This is a genomic window from Acinetobacter sp. 'aerobic (ED)' (assembly GCF_904886855.1).
Lineage (GTDB): Bacteria > Pseudomonadota > Gammaproteobacteria > Pseudomonadales > Moraxellaceae > Acinetobacter > Acinetobacter courvalinii.
Map to the genome: position 1 here is coordinate 217,515 of NZ_CAJHGI010000002.1, position 15,390 is coordinate 232,904.

Annotated in this window: 16 protein-coding genes; 8 read left to right on the forward strand and 8 right to left on the reverse strand. The window is 41.1% G+C overall.

What is annotated here, in order from left to right:
- Positions 1-16 precede the first annotated feature (16 nt).
- Positions 17-202 carry an NF038105 family protein gene (locus tag JO943_RS04555; protein WP_005229431.1) on the reverse strand — a complete coding sequence of 62 codons (186 nt, stop codon included), beginning with the start codon at positions 200-202 and terminating at the stop codon, positions 17-19.
- Between the two features lie 177 nt (positions 203-379).
- Between JO943_RS04555 and JO943_RS04560 the strand changes: the two genes are divergently transcribed.
- The 5 genes from JO943_RS04560 to JO943_RS04580 all read left to right on the forward strand — a co-directional run bounded on the left by JO943_RS04560 (position 380) and on the right by JO943_RS04580 (position 3,654).
- Complete coding sequence (locus tag JO943_RS04560) at positions 380-1,351, forward strand: class 1 fructose-bisphosphatase (protein ID WP_005229430.1); 972 nt, start codon at positions 380-382, stop codon at positions 1,349-1,351.
- Between the two features lie 59 nt (positions 1,352-1,410).
- Entirely contained in the window at positions 1,411-2,187 is a 777-nt protein-coding gene (locus tag JO943_RS04565) for a TrmH family RNA methyltransferase (RefSeq protein WP_202740098.1), read from the forward strand.
- Between the two features lie 160 nt (positions 2,188-2,347).
- Positions 2,348-2,965, forward strand: a complete 618-nt coding sequence (locus JO943_RS04570; RefSeq protein WP_004771436.1) for an RNA polymerase sigma factor — start codon at positions 2,348-2,350, stop codon at positions 2,963-2,965.
- Complete coding sequence (locus JO943_RS04575; protein WP_005229427.1) at positions 2,952-3,275, forward strand: hypothetical protein; 324 nt, start codon at positions 2,952-2,954, stop codon at positions 3,273-3,275. The genes JO943_RS04570 and JO943_RS04575 overlap by 14 nt, the downstream gene beginning before the upstream one ends.
- On the forward strand, positions 3,265-3,654 hold the full coding sequence (locus tag JO943_RS04580) for a DUF3106 domain-containing protein (protein WP_005284567.1): 390 nt from the start codon (positions 3,265-3,267) through the stop codon (positions 3,652-3,654). Before JO943_RS04575 ends, JO943_RS04580 begins: the two co-directional genes overlap by 11 nt.
- A gap of 54 nt (positions 3,655-3,708) precedes the next feature.
- On the opposite strand, the gene JO943_RS04585 is transcribed toward JO943_RS04580, so the two are convergent.
- The 4 genes from JO943_RS04585 to cxpE form a co-directional block, all read right to left on the reverse strand.
- Positions 3,709-6,147 carry a CSLREA domain-containing protein gene (locus JO943_RS04585; protein WP_202740099.1) on the reverse strand — a complete coding sequence of 813 codons (2,439 nt, stop codon included), beginning with the start codon at positions 6,145-6,147 and terminating at the stop codon, positions 3,709-3,711.
- 14 nt (positions 6,148-6,161) lie between these two features.
- Positions 6,162-8,030, reverse strand: coding sequence for a rhombotarget A (rbtA, locus tag JO943_RS04590; protein WP_202740100.1), 1,869 nt, complete (start codon positions 8,028-8,030; stop codon positions 6,162-6,164).
- Between the two features lie 114 nt (positions 8,031-8,144).
- The gene (locus tag JO943_RS04595; RefSeq protein ID WP_004771428.1) at positions 8,145-8,843 is read right to left on the reverse strand and encodes a DnaA regulatory inactivator Hda; all 699 of its coding nucleotides are present in this window, start codon (positions 8,841-8,843) and stop codon (positions 8,145-8,147) included.
- Positions 8,844-8,863: 20 nt separating this feature from the next.
- Positions 8,864-10,057 carry a chloramphenicol efflux transporter CxpE gene (gene cxpE, locus JO943_RS04600; protein ID WP_009514801.1) on the reverse strand — a complete coding sequence of 398 codons (1,194 nt, stop codon included), beginning with the start codon at positions 10,055-10,057 and terminating at the stop codon, positions 8,864-8,866.
- A gap of 133 nt (positions 10,058-10,190) precedes the next feature.
- Here cxpE and purM point away from each other — a divergent pair, with 133 nt between their 5' ends.
- Together purM and purN are read left to right on the forward strand one after the other, a co-directional pair.
- Positions 10,191-11,261, forward strand: coding sequence for a phosphoribosylformylglycinamidine cyclo-ligase (gene purM, locus JO943_RS04605; RefSeq protein ID WP_005229415.1), 1,071 nt, complete (start codon positions 10,191-10,193; stop codon positions 11,259-11,261).
- The gene (gene purN, locus JO943_RS04610; RefSeq protein ID WP_202740275.1) at positions 11,258-11,887 is read left to right on the forward strand and encodes a phosphoribosylglycinamide formyltransferase; all 630 of its coding nucleotides are present in this window, start codon (positions 11,258-11,260) and stop codon (positions 11,885-11,887) included. Before purM ends, purN begins: the two co-directional genes overlap by 4 nt.
- A 29-nt stretch (positions 11,888-11,916) precedes the next feature.
- Here the strand turns inward: purN and JO943_RS04615 are convergent, their stop codons facing one another.
- The 3 genes from JO943_RS04615 to sppA form a co-directional block, all read right to left on the reverse strand.
- The gene (locus JO943_RS04615) at positions 11,917-12,291 is read right to left on the reverse strand and encodes a hypothetical protein (protein WP_199974781.1); all 375 of its coding nucleotides are present in this window, start codon (positions 12,289-12,291) and stop codon (positions 11,917-11,919) included.
- An 8-nt stretch (positions 12,292-12,299) separates the two neighbouring features.
- Complete coding sequence (locus JO943_RS04620; protein WP_202740101.1) at positions 12,300-13,091, reverse strand: alpha/beta fold hydrolase; 792 nt, start codon at positions 13,089-13,091, stop codon at positions 12,300-12,302.
- Positions 13,092-13,275: 184 nt separating this feature from the next.
- Positions 13,276-14,298, reverse strand: coding sequence for a signal peptide peptidase SppA (sppA, locus tag JO943_RS04625; RefSeq protein WP_005284545.1), 1,023 nt, complete (start codon positions 14,296-14,298; stop codon positions 13,276-13,278).
- Positions 14,299-14,400: 102 nt separating this feature from the next.
- Between sppA and JO943_RS04630 the strand changes: the two genes are divergently transcribed.
- The gene (locus JO943_RS04630; protein ID WP_376746147.1) at positions 14,401-15,390 is read left to right on the forward strand and encodes a lysophospholipid acyltransferase family protein; all 990 of its coding nucleotides are present in this window, start codon (positions 14,401-14,403) and stop codon (positions 15,388-15,390) included.

Here is a 15,390-nt window from a genome sequence, read left to right on the forward strand (position 1 = left end):
ATTTTTATTTCATTGCTTAAGATGAGGATTGAGCGTCAGGCTTATTTTGCATCGACTCAATCAAATCATGCTTATTAAACTCTTTATATTCTGGCTTGGCCTCATACTCTTTCCATGCATCCTTCACATTTTCTTTGGAAATCGTATCTAGGTTAATGGGTTCACTTGGCGTGGGCGTTGCCTCAAAATTTTTGGTTGTCATCTTTAGCCTCCAAACATCCTGTTTAGTATCTATGCAACATAGCATGTAATGGCCTAGTTGTAATCATAAAAGCAACATAAATAAAGTAAGATAATTTTTATTTTTGGACGATCTCATCTAGAATAGCCACATTCATTTTTATCAATTTTTGACACGGCTAAATCGGAGCTATTCAATATGTCAAACCTTACTTTGACCCAATACCTAGAACAACAAAACGGGAATTTGACTCCAGAGTTGGCACAAGTCATTGAAACAATTGCAGCAACCTGCCAGACCATTGACCAAGCCTTACAAAAAGGTGCTTTAGCAGGTATTTTAGGCAGCGCGGGCAACGAAAATGTCCAAGGTGAAACCCAGAAAAAATTAGATGTCATTTCAAATGATTACCTGATTGATGCATTGAAAGCACATCCACAGGTAGGTGGCTTGGCTTCAGAAGAGCTGGATGACTTCACCCCTGCTCAAGAAAATGGTAAATATCTGGTGTTATTTGACCCATTAGATGGTTCAAGCAATATCGACATCAATATGTGTGTGGGTACCATTTTCTCTATCCTTCCAGCAAAAAATGCAGTCACCCAAGCTGCTGATTTTATGCAGGCAGGGACTGAGCAAGTTGCTGCCGGTTATGTACTTTATGGGCCTTCAACCATGCTCGCACTGACTGTTGGTGCTGGTGTTGTATTCTTTACTTTTGACCCGACGACACAAAGCTTCTTGTTAACTTCTGAAAAAGTTCAGGTTTCAGCAGATACACAAGAATTTGCCATTAACTCGTCTAATCAACGTCATTGGGAAAATCCGGTAAAACGTTATATTGATGAGTTACTTGCGGGTAAAACTTCGGTGCGTGAAAAAGACTTCAACATGCGTTGGGTTGCATGCATGGTGGGTGACATTCACCGTATCTTATGCCGTGGCGGTATCTTCCTTTATCCTTATGACTTGAAAGACCCTAAAAAAGCAGGTCGTTTACGTTTGATGTATGAAGCAAATCCGATGAGCATGTTGATTGAACAGGCTGGTGGTGCCTCTACAACAGGCCGTGTTCGTATTCTGGATATTCAACCAACCGAACTCCACCAACGTGTTCCAGTGATTATTGGTTCGAAAAATGAAGTTGAACGCGTTACCAGCTATCACTAATTAATTTTAAAATCAGGGCATTATCATCCATTTATAATGCCCTTTTGGATGTTTATCTTATGGCGGTTATTTTTTTAGAATCAAAAGACAATGCAAAGATCAAACATTTGCGTGGGCTGATCGAGCTGAACAGCGCCCGAAAAAAACATCAGCAAACGGTTCTGGAAGGTACTCATCTTTGCCTGGCTTGGTTACAACAGCAGAAAAAAATCTTTTCTCTCTTTACCACTGAACAGGCTCTCAATCACCCAGAGTTACAACAGGTGATTGAATTACACCAAGGGCATATTTTTGTCATTAGCGAAGTACTCTATAAAGATTTGAGTACTCTAGGCACAACCTTGCCCTGCTTGGCCATTATTGATCTTCCAAAAAGCTCAGTGACCATTGATTTTAAAGCAGATACACTCATTCTTGAAAATGTTCAGGATCCAGGAAATGTCGGTACACTGTTGCGTTCTGCGGCAGCTGCCAATATTAAACAGGTAATTTGTACGCAAGGCTCGGCTTCATTATGGTCACCGCGTGTGTTACGTGCGGGTATGGGAGCACACTTCAGTCTGACTTGTTTTGAAAATTTCCAACTCAACGACCTATTGCCAAAGTTTCAAATTTCTGTATTTGTAACCAGCTCACATCGTTCAACCAGTTTATACACCCAAGATTTAACCCAACCTTGTGTATGGATCCTGGGTAATGAAGGCCAAGGTGCAAGTGACTACGCTCTAAAACATGCCCAGGCGGTTACAATTCCTCAGCCGGGTGGTCAAGAGTCTTTAAATGTTGCAATTGCGGGTTCAGTCTGCTTCTTTGAAATGGTGCGCCAACGTCAGTAAAACGTTATTTTATTTTAAATACGCGTTTTTTACTGGGAAAATCTATTACACTACTAAAAATAATTGCTTAAGTTGTCAACGCGCCCACCATTTTCAACGTTATATGATTAATGAATTGAAATAATAATGGTGGGTATCCATGACAGGATTTTCCATCTCTATGGATTTAGCACCTAAACAGGCTCGAACAGAAAACGGTACTGATCGTAGTACGGTTGAACAACGTCTGCGTTTCTTTATGCAAGACGTGACTGGTCGTGCGCTTGTGATGATGGAAAGTGCGACACAGGGACAACAAGGTATTGCAATGGATCTGGTTCAGGAAGCCTTTATTTCATTGCATAAATCCTATGCCGATAAAAGTACCGATGAATGGTACCCCCTGTTCTATACCATATTGAATAATAAGCTCCAGGACTGGAGAAGAAAGGAGGCTCGTCGGGCAAGTCCATTCTCATTATTTAAAAAGATCAGTTTAGACGATGACGAAGAAATCATTGATGTAGTCGATGAATCAACTCCAAATCCATTTGAGTTCCTTGATCAGGAAGTGACTATGGAGGAAATTCAGGCCGCAATCAATCAACTACCGGTCCGTCAGCAACAAGCGTTCATGTTAAGAGCATGGGAAGGCTTTGATACGATGACGACAGCGCAAATTATGGATTGTAGTGAAGGTAGTGTAAAAACACATTATCACCGTGCAATTCAGGGACTCAGAATTGCCTTAGAGCACTTAAATCCACATACGGGAGGATCATCAGATGAAAAAAGATGAGTTCGCTAAACAAGTGACTTCCAAACTTGATCAACTTGCAAGAGAGCAGCACCACAATAAAATGCGGGTGATGAATCATGTTTTAGATACCGTACAAAAGAAACCAACCTCTTATTACAGTATCTGGAAAATGACAGGTTTTGCCTTTGCAGCCGCGATTATGGGCATTGCCGTATTGCCAAGTTCTTTACAGTTAATCGATAAACCACAGAATCAGGTGGTGGTGAATCCCAAACTTTCACCTCAGATGGTTGAAGATATGGAAATGTTACTGGTTCTAGGTGAGGATAAAGTTCCACATGGCAGCTAAAAGATTAGCACTTGTTGTGTGTACGCTTGGATTATTGCAAACCAGTTTTGCAGGTTCAGAACGTTTCTGGATTTTTTCCAAACAGAATAAACCGACGACTGAAGAAGCATGGGATGATTTAACCCCTGAAGAACAACGCGTTTTAATTAAACGCTATCAGTCGTTAAAGGAAATTCCAACCACACAAAGTTCACAGCTCCAGCAAAGAATGGAATGGTTTACTCAACTGCCGGAAGATGAAAAACAGAAAATGCGTGATGTCTGGCAGAAAATGAGTACTCAGGAACGCACCACCTTGCGTAAACGCATGCAAAATGCGAGTACCGAAGAACGCGTCAATATCCGCGAAGAATATTTAAGTAAGTATGCTGAACATTGATTTTTAATTTCTTTTCTAAAAAAAGAGCGCCTAATTTGGCGCTCTTTTTTTGACTTACTTTTTCAATCGACGATAAGTTAATAGACCAAACAAACCCAGCAGTGAGTAGAAACCAAAGCTACCGCCTCCCCCACCAGCTTTACGCGTATCATCTGAGGTCGTACCTGTACTTATAATTTTCACATTCGCTGTATTTGAAATTAAACCTTCCGCATCATAAACCTGATAATTAAATGAATAATTGAAGGGGTTAAAAATATTTATTTCCTGAACATAGATATTGCCGCCATAGCAGGTTTCCTGCTGATCAGGCTCGGGACAAGGGCCTTTACGATCAGCAGTAACACTAATATTTTCTGATGGGACATTGGACAATCGTATTGGTAATTCAATCCCATCTGCATTTCTCCAGAATTGCGGCTTATTCGGGTTACTTTCCGGACCTTTTCCACCCTCTCCCATATCCCCATAATCATTGGCAAAGTTCAGCAAATTAACTGCAACTTTTTCTTTCTTCTGATACTTTAACGTGACTGAGGTATCTTTTGCCTCTGGGGCGATATTTAAAAATGCTGCACTGATCAATCCAGATGAGTGAATTGAAGAATCTGCTCGATATTGAATGGTATATTTGCAGAAAATTTTATCACCTGCTTGCGTAATACCATCATCTTTACGATAGAAAATAATTTGCTCTAAATCTTCATTCCATTCACAAACCAGATTTTTAGCGTCACTCTCATCTATATTTTCAACATCAGCATTGATTTGCCCTTTCCCTAAAGGCTTGGTTGTAACAATATAATTTTGTTTATTAAAGAATGCTAATTTAGAAGTGCCATCAGCTTGCTGAGTTTCTTGGGGAATCGGCAACTGATAATTTTTTAAATCAATATAGATCGCTCTATATTTTAAAGTACTCTTGGTCTTCTCATACAGGTTTTTGTACTCTTGAGCACGCACCTTATAATAAGTTAAGAAATCAGGATTATTTGGCTGCTTAACAAGATCGTTAAAGAAGTCTAGCTGGTTCTTATAATTTGCGACTAATGTCGTTAATGAAATATTGGAGACATCAGTGACATCCCCCGCCGTCAATTTCATCAACTCTACGGAACCGATATCGCAGGAATTTCGTGAGTCCGGGTCATAATGTAAAGTTCCATCCGTAATACGCGCAATATTGCGCTGATCTTTTGCACTACAACCAGTAACACCTGTATTCAGCAAATCTGTGTTCGACTTGGTATCTACCGGATAATATAAGGATAAGAAAGCTGTAGACTCTGATTCGGGTTGTAAGGTAGTTAAAAGCGTACGGATGTTAAAATTACTAATATCCTTATTGGTATGCTTATCAGGTAATGCCAGCGTCGGTAAATCACACTTACTCGCTCCGCTCAAAGGGATTGCATTATAAAGTGGGACGATATCTACATCCTTTTCTTCAGTGACGTTTCCTAACAAATAACGGCAAGAATAACCTCCATTATTATAGGCCAGCACATTGAAGCTTAAGACTTTCAATCCCAACTTATCATATAGAAAAGCTGAGTAAGCATTATTCTCCACAATAGTATTACTAAGTAAATTGATACTACTTAAGTTACTTAAAATACTAGAAGTATTTGTAGGCGTAGTACCTGCCTGAGTATCACCTGTAAACTTAATCAAGCTACCATTTGATAAGCTAGCCGTATTCTGAGCGATCGTGTTTGCGCTCAATGAAGCTACAGGTTCTCCACAAAACTCCAGCATACTACTTGAATTAGCTGCACCATTTGCAATAAGGCTACTCGCCTTTACTTCAATATTCCGTTTGGAATACACGTTATCATTAATACAACTCATCGCAAGTAGGCTACCTAATGGTGCCTTATTATTTTTCAGTAGACCACTGTTAATATTTAATGAGGAAGATGGCCCAGCCAAGAAGATTGCCCCTCCACTGATCGCTGCCTGACCATCTAGGATTTGAGTGTTTTGTAAATTGACATTGCCCCCTGCATAAATCGCTCCCCCACGATCTGAGGTTTTGCCATTTTTCAAAATGATATCATTCAAGGTTAATGAACTATTATTACCTGTGGTATTGAAAATCCGGCCTTTTCCTTTTACATCGATTGTGGTCTTTAATGCTGTTTGTGCAGGATAATCATTAGTAATAATACTTCTTTTTTCCCAATCAACAGGACTTTTACCCAAAATCACAATATCAATCTTTGGGGTCAATTCTCTATCGAGTACATAAGTACCTGCATCTAATTGAATTGATTTAGTGGTAGCGGGTGAAGTATCTGTGACTTGACATCCACCATAAGACTTTCTGTCCGCTGCCGTTTTAAGTGCTTCTCGTAATGAACAGGCAGAGTTATTTTCACCATCTTCATCTACAAAAGTTGTGACCTGAATTGGCGCGCTACTTGTTGCTGCAAAAAGCGGCATCGTCGCAAGCACCAAGGTCGCAAGCAAAGTTTTTTTATAGTTTTTCATCTCATCATCCCTGATTATGATTTAAAGCGACGTAATCCAATTAGCCCGAATAATGCAAAAATTGCACCTATGCCAAAACTGCCTCCACCAACATTGACAGTTTTACTTTGAAAATTATTAGGTGGAGCTTGAACAATCGTGGTTGGGATCGTAATGTAATAATTTGAGATGTCATTAAAACGGGTTGTTGTCGTCATCACCCGCATATTAAATTCATCAGACCCGTGCCAATTTCCATTGGGTACATATGTAATATTGCCCTGCTGATCAATGCTTAACTTACCTTTGGATGGTGTTTGTCTTTGCTGAATATCCAGACAACCTGGTTGCCATGGTAGACCATCCTGACGCTTACCCAGAACTTTTTCACATGAAACAGGATCAAGCAGTTCTCCATCTAACAAGCTATCAGTAATACTAAATTTGGCAATCTCTCCATATAAAATATCCTCCCCGGCAATAGGAACTTCAGCACGGTTAATCACTAGCTCAATTGCTCCCAGATCACACAATTCATCATAGCCACTGCGGCTTTTACCGCGCTGATCCGAACCTTCACAACTTTTTGCAAAACCAGCAGTTGTTCCATCACTATAAATGCGCCCTTTGTTCACAATTAAAGAGTCTGAGAGCTTGGTATATGACATCAATAAACGTGGCTTAAAATAACCTAACATTTGATCTTTTGGTGTGTAATATGGGCATAACAGGCCATCTGCAGGAGGTGCAGCACATTCGCCTTCATCATTAGTGCCACCTGCGATGAGTTTATTATTTCCTATGAAAAAGTTAGGGCTACCACTTGGCGCATTACGATCACATTCCGGGGTAATTAAATTACTTTGTATAACCGCTTCATCATCGGCAGAACTGGCACAGTTATTTGCTTCATTTGCAACAATAATACTATTGGAAATATAAGCACTTGGTTCCGGTTTTGTCGTGGTTTTACCATCTGTCGTGGTTGAAACCTCTCTCATCGGTGCCTGTAAAAATAATCCTGCAGCATTTTTAATCACTGTGACGTTATTTAACAACATCCCACCACGAATATTCGCTATATAGCCACCTTTATTATGAAAAACAGTACTATTGCGCAGACCTGATACACGGGAAGCCAGCACCTGCGCTGTTGTCTTATCTGTAAATGCTGTTTGTGAGTAAAGTAAGGCGCCAGTTTCCCCTTTTGCACCTTCATTATCACGAATCACAGATTGCGTAATTAAATATAAAGGCATTTCGCTATAAATGACTGCGCCTTGATCCCCCTTATTACCTTGTAGCAAACTATTACTGATATTCAAGATACTTGCTGTTCTTTGTTCATCTATTACAGTACCTGCATTATAAATTGCGCCACCTCGAACTGCATTTCCTCCCATTAAACGAGAATACTGAAGGCTGAGTGCCTCTCTATTAAAAATCAACCCACCATCGATCATTTTATAACCAGAACCCTTTAAATTTATCTCCATAAAAATTACAGGTACCAAGGTTTCTTCAACATTCTCATCATTAATGACAAATAAACGATCGTTCCCTGCCATTTTAATGGTGGCATTATGCAGACCTTTCTGATTATTATTAAAGTCAGTACTTGGAGCAGTCATGATAGCCATGCCTGCTTTAATATGAATTGCCGAATTTAATGTATATTCTTTATCTCTTTGCAGAATAATTGTACTGCTTGAATCTTTATCACCACAGCCGCGATAACCATTCTCGAATTCTTTTTGACTTCTTTTATTTAAAAACTCTACGGCGTTGCGCAGAGAACAACCGGTATAATTCTCGTCATCAGCTAATGTGTTGACTTGGATATCCGCAGAATAAGCGTGCCCAGTCATCACCAATAAAGTACAGGCAAGCGTCCGTTTGAGCATACCGATCTCCTTTCATGTTTTTCATTTTTTTAATTTTACAAACTAGGTGTTTGCAACCACATTCCTTTGTGCGTACTTTGTCATAGCTCTCAAAATTACTCAAGAAATTTTATACTATTGGCGATATTCATCTATCAAGGCATAAATTTGCTTAAGAGTGGTATTGGATAGCTTGGTTTTTTCGCCTTTTAACATTTTTTCAAGTTGGGCTAATGTTTGTAATAATATTGAGGCCTGATGTGGACCATTACTTAATAAATAATCGACAATCTGCTGGTCAAAATGAATACCGCGGCGGGTCATTACCGATTGAAGTAAGGCTTGACGGTCAATATAGGAACTGCCATTCGGGACTTTAACACTGACTGCTTGGGTTAATCTTGACTGAAGGTCAGGCAGTTCCAGTTTTAATTCAATCGGCGCAACCCGAGAGGAAAACACCAACTGACCTTCATGATTATTCATCAAATGGAAAACCGCTTTTTGCCAATGCGGTACACCGCTAATCGCATCAATATCATCCAGTGCAACCAGATCATAAAACTCTAAAGAAGTAATTGCTTCGATCGGTGCATCTAATAATTCGAGTAGCGAGACTTTAATTGCAGGCCGGCCTAGCTCCAGATAAGAATCACAGATTGCAGAAAGCAAATGACTTTTACCTGTTCCAGCTCCGCCATAGACATAGAATCGGCTGACCAAACCCGCATGTAATTGTCTGACTGCATCAACCACAGGCCCCCAACCCGGCCCCGAAAAATCACTGATTCGAGCATCGAGTTGTGGTTCTATATCCAGTTGTAGTTGACGCATATATTTAATATGTTCCTCAATTACTTTAAATCTTTCGGGTTTGAAGTCTCTGTATCTTGAGAGTTTTTAATTTGAATATCAAGCTCTACTTGCTCTGAATCCACATTTATGTGCTGAGTTTCACCCTGTACCAGTACAACTTCTGTGGTAGAACCATAGAAGCGGCTTCTTTCATAATTATCACGTGCATGTTTAAGCAGCACCACAATCACCGCAGCCACAGGTAAAGCAATCAGCATACCCAGGAATCCGCCCAGTTGTGCCCCTGCCAATACCGCGAAAACAACAGCCACAGGTGACAGACCAATCTTATCACCCAGCAAGAAAGGTTGCAGAATATATCCCTCGACCATTTGCCCGATCATGAACACCACACCGACAAGTAGCAATTGGGTCCAGTCCAGTCCAAACTGGAAAAGTGTCGCAACCACAGCAGCAATAATCCCGACACCAAATCCAAGATAAGGAATGATACTTGCCAAACCAGCAATCATGCCAATAATTAAACCGACTTCCAGCCCAATCAGCTGTAACCCGACGGCGTAAACGATTCCCAACAAAAGCATGACAAGGAACTGCCCTTTGACAAAGGCGCCTAAGACGCTATGGCATTCACGCACGATGGTTAAGGTTGAAGCTTCATATGGACGTGGAATTAAACGTCTTAAACTTTGCAGCATTCTCTCCCAGTCCAGCAGGAAGTAGAACGAGATAATTGGAATAAGGATAACCACCCCACCAATCTGAATAAAGTTCAATCCTGATTGGGCGACTCGTAATGCCATGGTCTGGATGCTGTCAGCGCTGTAATTGGTCTGGATATAATCCATTACGGCTTTTGAAATCTGTTCAGTGTCAATTTCCATAGGTACAACATTAAAGGTATGTGATACCCACGGTAGGAAAGTGGCATTAATCCAGTGGATACCCGCAGGAATACTATCCCGGGCATACATCAGCTGTTTCCAGATCAAAGGCACCAGGAACCACAACACCATGGTCAGGGTCACACCAATTCCAATAAAGACGATACTGATGGCTAACCAACGCGGTAATTTGATTTTGACAAGGACATCCACCAGTGGACTAAACAGGTAGGCAATAAAAAAAGCGCCTACGAAAGGAATGACGATGGGCTTTAGCAGATAGAGCACCCAAAGCAGTAATGCGAGCCCAGCGAGGATAAAGATACGACGTAGTACCTGATCTTGCATAAAATCTAGCCTTTTATTGTATATTCGTTATAAATAAAAAAAATTTTAATTAAAGATAGCATTTTCGAGCATAAATAACATAAGAGTTTCGTATATTCAGGTTATAATCTGCCGCCAATGCGGAGACTTCACTATGAGCAACTCAACTTCTACCCCAAACACTGGTTTAAGCTATAAAGATGCGGGCGTCGACATTGAAGCGGGCGACGCACTGGTCGATCGTATCAAATCTGTCGCGAAACGCACCACTCGTCCTGAAGTAATGGGCGGTCTTGGTGGTTTTGGCGCGCTATGCAAAATTCCAAAAGGTTATGAAGAACCTGTATTGGTTTCAGGCACAGATGGCGTAGGCACCAAATTACGCCTGGCACTCAATCTCAATCGTCATGACACGATTGGTCAAGATCTTGTGGCAATGTGTGTTAACGATTTGCTTGTTTGTGGTGCTGAACCACTTTTCTTCCTCGACTACTATGCAACAGGTCATCTAAATGTTGATGTGGCAGCCAATGTAGTGACAGGTATTGGTACAGGTTGTGAACTTGCTGGTTGTGCATTGGTTGGTGGGGAAACTGCCGAAATGCCTGGCATGTATGAAGGCGAAGATTACGATCTTGCCGGTTTTGCTGTGGGTGTAGTTGAACACAGTAAAATTATTGATGGAACAAAAGTGAAGTCTGGTGATGTACTCATCGGTGTGGCATCAAGCGGTGCGCATTCAAATGGTTACTCATTACTACGCAAAATCTTAGATGTTAAAAATGTAGACCTAACCCAAATCGTTGATGGTCGACCACTTGCCGATGTTGCAATGGAACCGACGCGTATTTATGTAAAACCGGTCCTCGAACTTTGCAAACAAGTTGATGTACATGCTATGGCTCACATCACCGGTGGTGGTTTACCAGGTAACTTACCGCGTGTTCTTCCAAACGGCGCGCAAGCAGTGATTGATGAATCAAGCTGGGAATGGTCTGAGTTGTTCCAGTTGTTACAACGCGAAGGTAACGTAGAACGCTTTGAAATGTATCGTACCTTTAACTGTGGCGTTGGTATGGTGATTGCAGTTGATCCAAGTGAAGCGGACAAAGCCATTGAGGTCTTGAATGCTCAAGGTGAAAAAGCCTGGAAAATTGGTCACATTCAGGAAAATGCAGAATCAGTTGAAGGCGCTGACGAAAAAATTCGCGTGATCTTTGCATAATGAGAATTGCTGTCCTTGTTTCAGGCAGCGGTAGTAACTTACAGGCCCTGATAGATGCAAATCTGTCAGGGCAAATCATTGGCGTGTTATCAAATAAAGCTGATGCTTATGCATTACAACGTGCGAAAGATGCCAATATTGCAACCGCTGTTATTTCACATAAAGATTACCCGAATCGCGAAAGCTTTGATGCAGCCATGCACCAGCAACTGCTAGCATGGCAAGTGGATCTGGTGATCCTTGCAGGTTTTATGCGGATTTTAACATCAGGCTTTGTGCTGCAATGGCAAGGTAAAATGTTAAATATCCACCCTTCTCTGTTGCCTGTATATAAAGGCGTTAATACCCATCAACGGGTATTAAATACCGGAGACCGTCTGCATGGTTGTACCGTTCACTTTGTGACAGCTGAACTGGATGCCGGACAAAGTATTGCGCAATCTGCCATTCAGGTGGGTTTACATGATACGGTAGAGACTTTGGCGCAACGCGTGCATGAACTTGAGCATTTTATTTATCCTCAAGTCGCGCAATGGTTTTGTACAGGACAACTGCGCTGGCAAAATGGCCAAGCCTATTTTAACCAGAAGCCTTTAGAACGACCGATTCAGTTTGCTCAATACTAAAAAATAAAACGCATCTGAGGATGCGTTTTTTATGACTTTAAAAGATAGGTTAAATATTTTTCTTGAAAAATATTTAACCACTCCACGCTTTCATCTGCGTCATGTTCATCAGCTAAATGCAATAGAAAAACTTTGATGCGAAGAAAGCAGTAATACTCACCTTCTTGAAATGAATACTGATCAATTTCTTGCCAGTTTTTATGATTGAATCGATCAAATACGCTTATAAGCTGCTCTTGTGCTTGCACATTGTTTAACGCTAGGCCAAATATATCTAAAAAATTGCTGATATATTCAACCCGTTGTTGATAAGCATCAAAAAAAATCAGTATGCTTGCTTGGCAACTTTCTTGCCCATAACCCAGCAAGCCCAGTGCATTTAGAATAATCTCAGTATTTCTCATCGAAACAATCAAAGCACCAAGCTTTTAATTTTCTCAACGGTATCCAGTGGATGCTCCAATGGGAACATATGTCCTCCTTCAACAATAGAAAATGGAATATCCAGTTTCTTTTGTGCAACCTGCGGAAATTTCTCTTTTAAAAACACACTATCTTGGCCTACTACTAACTGTACAGGAACGGGTGGTTTTGGCATTGGTAACCACCACATCGATGGGGTTGTTCTAAACAGCTTCACCTCATCTTGCTTAGGAATGGTTAAAGTAACACCGCCCCGCTGTGGATCAACGGTTAAGGCATGATCAATGTAGGCCTGAAAACAGTCGGCATCGAAATGTTGGTAAAAACCACGCGAACCGAGCAACTCAGCCGCTTGCTCACGCGACTCCCAATGGTCACGACGGCGTGCAGATAAACCCGCAGGGGTAATTTTATCCACCAGCTTAGGTTTAAAGAGTTTAGCCAAATGAAACACAAAAGATGCCTTACCAATGATTAGGGGAGGATCCAGCATAATCACTTGGGAAAATAACTCGGGGCGACGATAGGCAGCCATTAAAGTCAGAACCGAACCCAAAGAGTGTCCTACACCAATCACTTGGCGTCCTTGGGCTTGCTGAACAATATTAACAATGACCTGATCGACCAGATGTGTCCAGCCATCCGTAATCGGATAACGTTTGTCATTGCCAATTTCAGCCAGATAAATAATGTCATATTGATCTTTCAACTGATCAAACAGCTTTTGATAAACTTTAGAAGGGACACCGTTGGCATGGGCAAAATGAATCAAGGGTTTCATAAAGGGTTCTTTATTTGTTTTCACTGATCGTTCAATTATCCTGCTCTACACATGTATTGCAAATCAAAACAAGAACTGCCCAGTTATTTTTACAATAAAAAAGGCTGTGAAAACCACAGCCTGAGTATGAAGAATCTATTCCAGCAAAAGCATCGCTTTAATAAAGTTGGAACAATTTGACCTGTTATTGAATTTTCGCGTTCTGCTGAGTTTCCAGCTGTGACGCAAGCGAACTGCTAATTCCTTCACCAATCTTGGCGCCCATACGGCCTAAAATCGACTCAAAAGGATTACGTTGAACGGTATAATCCACTTTTTGTTCAACTTTAAGATCACGCATCAGTGTGGTAATGCTACCGCTACGATCTGCAATACCTAAAGCAATCGCCTGTTCACCTGTCCAGAATAAACCAGAGAATACCGCCGGATCGTTAGTCTTCAAACGTTTGCCACGACCTTCTTTTACCGCATTGATAAAGTGAGTATGAACATTATCCAGTACAGATTGCACATGTTGTTTTTGTGCCGGATCTAATGGCTTGGTCATGCTTAAGATATCTTTATTACTTCCCGCAGTTAAAGTCCGGTCTTCAATTCCTAACTTTTGTGCCAGCCCGCTTAATCCATAGTTTGGCATGATCACGCCAATGGAACCCACCAAACTCGATGGATTGACAATGATTTCGTCAGCAGCAGACGCAATATAATATGCACCTGACGCCCCCATATCACCAATCACTGCATAGACTTTCTTGTCTGGATGCTGTTTTTTCTGGTAGCGAATTTCCTGCCAGATTTCATCTGACTGTACCGGCGAACCACCAGGAGAGTTAATATTTAAAACAATTGCTTTACTGCCACTCGCCTCAAACGCTCGTTTAAGCGCTTTATTGGTATCTTCACTGTTAACAGTCGACTGACCCGCAGATGAGTCGATTGTCCCTATAATATCAATCACGGCCAGATGGTCGCTGCTGATATTGGTAGTTGATTTCTCTGTCGATGTCGAGCAACTCTTGGTCATTGCAATCAGGACAATGAGTAAATAAGCGAAACCTAAACATTTAAAAAAGATACTCCAACGACGGCTACGTCGCTGTTCCTCTACAGAGGCAAGAACGGCTTTTTCTAAAATCTGCCATTCTTTGCCCGTAACATTGTCACTATTTGTTGATTCATTTTTTGGTTTTGGTGGCCAATCGGACATAAGATTCCAATCCAATATGTTTTAAAGTGGCTTTATTATATACGCTGATTTCAACAAAACTGTTTAAATAACTTGTTTTAACTTATAATTATTTTTTACATTATACTTTTCCTTTGTAATTTTTCTCATACCGCCTCCATGACCCATTCCAGAACGATCAGCTCAAATTACCGTCTCATCAAGCTCCTAAGTCGTCAGCCGATTCAATTAGGTCGTTTTTTGGCACGTCTGGTTGCTGGACTGGTCAATACTTTTCAAGTATCTAAACTTTCAAAAATTATTCGCCTGAATATAAAGATCGCGTTTCCAGATATGGAACCGCAACAAAGACAATTATTAACCAAACACGCCATTCAGAATGAACTCACCTCTTATTTCGAGTTTTTGAGTATCTGGGGGGCATCTAATCAGAAAAATATTCAGCGTATTGATACCGTTCAGGGCGAACACTACCTGCATGAAGCGCTGGCAGAAAAAAAAGGCGTGGTCTTGGTTGTTCCTCATTTTGGCACTTGGGAAGTGATGAATGCATGGTTAGCGCAATATACCCAAATGACCATCTTATATAAGCCCGTTAAGAATCCTGATGCTGACCAATTTGTCCGTGATGCACGTAGCCGTGAACAGGCGCATCTGGTTCCGACCGATGAAAGTGGTGTACGACAAGTTTTCAAAGCCTTAAAACAAGGCGGTACTACCGCCATTTTGCCTGATCATACCCCCGATCATGGCGGAGACATGGTGAATTATTTTGGTATTCCTTTAGCTTCCAGCAGTTTAAGTGCCAAGCTGATCCAGAAAACCAAGGCCAAAGCCCTGTTGCTTTACACCAAAAGAAATGAGCAAGATGGCTTTGATATGTTCATTGAGCCAGTCAATCCTCAAATTTATGAAGGCAGTGCCGAACAAGGTACCCTGATCATTCATCAAACTTTAGAACAACTGATTCAACGCTACCCGGAACATTATCACTGGAGCTATAAACGCTTTCGTGCCAATCCCGTACTGAAGAAAATTTATGATATTGATGAACAGGAGGCACTGGCTCAGGTGGCCACAGTTCGTCAGCAAGCCCAAGAAGAGTTTGCTTAG

Excerpts from the sequence above, each read along its gene's own strand:
- JO943_RS04555 (WP_005229431.1), bottom strand. The coding sequence starts at position 202 with ATGACAACCAAAAATTTTGAGGCAACGCCCACGCCAAGTGAACCCATT.
- JO943_RS04560 (WP_005229430.1), top strand. The coding sequence starts at position 380 with ATGTCAAACCTTACTTTGACCCAATACCTAGAACAACAAAACGGGAAT.
- JO943_RS04565 (WP_202740098.1), top strand. The coding sequence starts at position 1,411 with ATGGCGGTTATTTTTTTAGAATCAAAAGACAATGCAAAGATCAAACAT.
- JO943_RS04570 (WP_004771436.1), top strand. The coding sequence starts at position 2,348 with ATGGATTTAGCACCTAAACAGGCTCGAACAGAAAACGGTACTGATCGT.
- JO943_RS04575 (WP_005229427.1), top strand. The coding sequence starts at position 2,952 with ATGAAAAAAGATGAGTTCGCTAAACAAGTGACTTCCAAACTTGATCAA.
- JO943_RS04580 (WP_005284567.1), top strand. The coding sequence starts at position 3,265 with ATGGCAGCTAAAAGATTAGCACTTGTTGTGTGTACGCTTGGATTATTG.
- JO943_RS04585 (WP_202740099.1), bottom strand. The coding sequence starts at position 6,147 with ATGAAAAACTATAAAAAAACTTTGCTTGCGACCTTGGTGCTTGCGACG.
- rbtA (WP_202740100.1), bottom strand. The coding sequence starts at position 8,030 with ATGCTCAAACGGACGCTTGCCTGTACTTTATTGGTGATGACTGGGCAC.
- JO943_RS04595 (WP_004771428.1), bottom strand. The coding sequence starts at position 8,843 with ATGCGTCAACTACAACTGGATATAGAACCACAACTCGATGCTCGAATC.
- cxpE (WP_009514801.1), bottom strand. The coding sequence starts at position 10,057 with ATGCAAGATCAGGTACTACGTCGTATCTTTATCCTCGCTGGGCTCGCA.
- purM (WP_005229415.1), top strand. The coding sequence starts at position 10,191 with ATGAGCAACTCAACTTCTACCCCAAACACTGGTTTAAGCTATAAAGAT.
- JO943_RS04615 (WP_199974781.1), bottom strand. The coding sequence starts at position 12,291 with ATGAGAAATACTGAGATTATTCTAAATGCACTGGGCTTGCTGGGTTAT.
- JO943_RS04620 (WP_202740101.1), bottom strand. The coding sequence starts at position 13,091 with ATGAAACCCTTGATTCATTTTGCCCATGCCAACGGTGTCCCTTCTAAA.
- sppA (WP_005284545.1), bottom strand. The coding sequence starts at position 14,298 with ATGTCCGATTGGCCACCAAAACCAAAAAATGAATCAACAAATAGTGAC.